The sequence below is a fragment of the Acetobacter papayae JCM 25143 genome (genome assembly GCF_000613285.1).
In the GTDB taxonomy this organism is placed as follows: Bacteria; Pseudomonadota; Alphaproteobacteria; order Acetobacterales; family Acetobacteraceae; genus Acetobacter; species Acetobacter papayae.
In genome coordinates, this window is sequence record NZ_BAIN01000139.1 from 1 (window position 1) to 1,950 (window position 1,950).

Below are 1,950 nucleotides of genomic sequence, written 5' to 3' on the forward strand. Positions count from 1 at the left end.
ACGCCGAGCGCTGCGAGAGCGGTAGCGACGATATGGGGTGCGTCGAGGCCGGCCTCGGCATACTGGGCTGGCTGTGTGTTGTGGTCGATGAAGCGGTCTGGCAGGGTCATGGGGCGGAAGCGCACCTGATCCAGCAGGCCGGTGCGGGCCAGATGGTGGCACACCAGCGAGCCGAAACCGCCTTCAGACCCTTCCTCGATCGTAATCAGCACCGCATGGTTGCGGGCGAGGTTTTCCAGCAGCGCCGTGTCCAGCGGCTTGGCAAAGCGCGCATCCGCAACCGTGGGGGCAAGGCCCTGAGCAGCAAGAATATCCGCTGCCTGCAGGCAGTCCGCAAGCCTTGGCCCGAGCGAGAGAATGGCAACGCCACCCTTTTCCGCACCGGACTGGCGGCCCATCTCGCGCACGATCCGCCCGCGCCCGATTTCCAGCACCGTGCCAGCAGCAGGCAGGTCCAGACCCAGACCGTTGCCACGCGGGTAGCGCAGCGCCAGCGGGCCTTCGTCAAACGCAACGGCCGTGGCCGTCATGTGCAGCAGCTCAAGCTCGTCAGACGGCGCCATAATGGTCATGCCCGGCAGGCAGCCCAGATAGGCGATGTCGAACGACCCAGCATGCGTGGCTCCATCCGCCCCCACCAGACCGGCACGGTCGATGGCAAAGCGCACGGGCAGGTTCTGCAGCACCACATCATGCATTACCTGATCATAGGCACGCTGTAGGAAGGTGGAGTAAATGGCGCAGAACGGCCGCAGCCCTTCCGAGGCCATGCCCGCCGCAAAGGTGACGGCATGCTGCTCGGCAATGCCCACATCGAAAAAGCGCTCGGGGTAGTTCTTGGCAAAGGCGTCCAGCCCCGTGCCCGAAGGCATGGCGGCGGTAATGGCGGCAACCCGCTCATCCTGCCCGGCAAGGCGCACCAGCTCACGCGCAAACACAGATGTATAGCTGGGCGGGCCAGCAGGTCCCTTGCTCTGCTCGCCTGTAACCACGTTGAACTTGGCAACCGCGTGATACTTGTCGCCCGCGTTTTCAGCGGGGCGGTAGCCATGGCCTTTTTCCGTGATCACATGCAGCAGGATCGGGCCGTTATCCGTATCGCGCAGGTTGCGCAGGATGGAAATGAGCTGCGGCAGGTCATGTCCGTCCACCGGGCCGACATAATACATGCCCAGTTCTTCAAACAGCGTGCCGCCGGTGATCATGCCGCGGGCATATTCATCCGCCTTGCGGGCCGTGCGCTCTACCGGGGCAGGCAGCTTCTTGACGAAACGCCCGGCAAGTTCACGCAGGCCCATGAACTTGCGTGAGGACATCAGCCGCGACAGGTAGTTGGACATAGCCCCCACAGGCGGGGCGATGGACATCTCGTTATCGTTCAGGATCACGATAAGCCGTTCCGCACCTGGCCCGGCAACGGAGGCGTTGTTCATCGCCTCATACGCCATGCCAGCCGAAATCGAGCCGTCGCCGATCACCGCAATCACGTTGCGTTCACGGTAGGAGCATCGTCCTTGGCGCGCAGGTGGTGCGCCACGGCCATGCCCAGACCGGCCGAAATGGAGGTGGAGGAATGGGCCGCGCCAAACGGGTCGTATTCACTCTCGGAGCGGCGGGTAAAGCCCGACAGCCCGCCGGGCTGGCGCAGGGTGCGGATGCGCTCGCGCCGGCCGGTCAGAATCTTGTGCGGGTAGGCCTGATGGCCCACATCCCAGATCACCCGGTCATCGGGCGTATCGAACACCGCGTGCAGGGCTACCGTCAGCTCGACAACACCCAGCGATGCACCAAGATGCCCGCCCGTGGTCGAAACCGCGTCAATCGTCTCCGCACGCAGCTCGTCCGCTACCTGAACAAGCTGGTCAACCGAGAGGTTCCTCAGGTCAGAAGGATACCGAACGCGATCCAGACCAGAAAAACGGCCAAACGTCGGAATCCGCTCAAACGCGT

The 1,950-nt window shown here is 63.8% G+C and carries 1 pseudogene; it reads right to left on the reverse strand.

Going from position 1 to position 1,950, the window contains the following annotated elements:
- A pseudogene (gene dxs, locus JCM25143_RS20335) lies at positions 1–1,936 on the reverse strand (1-deoxy-D-xylulose-5-phosphate synthase); the annotation flags it as partial.
- Between the last annotated feature and the right edge of the window lie 14 nt (positions 1,937–1,950).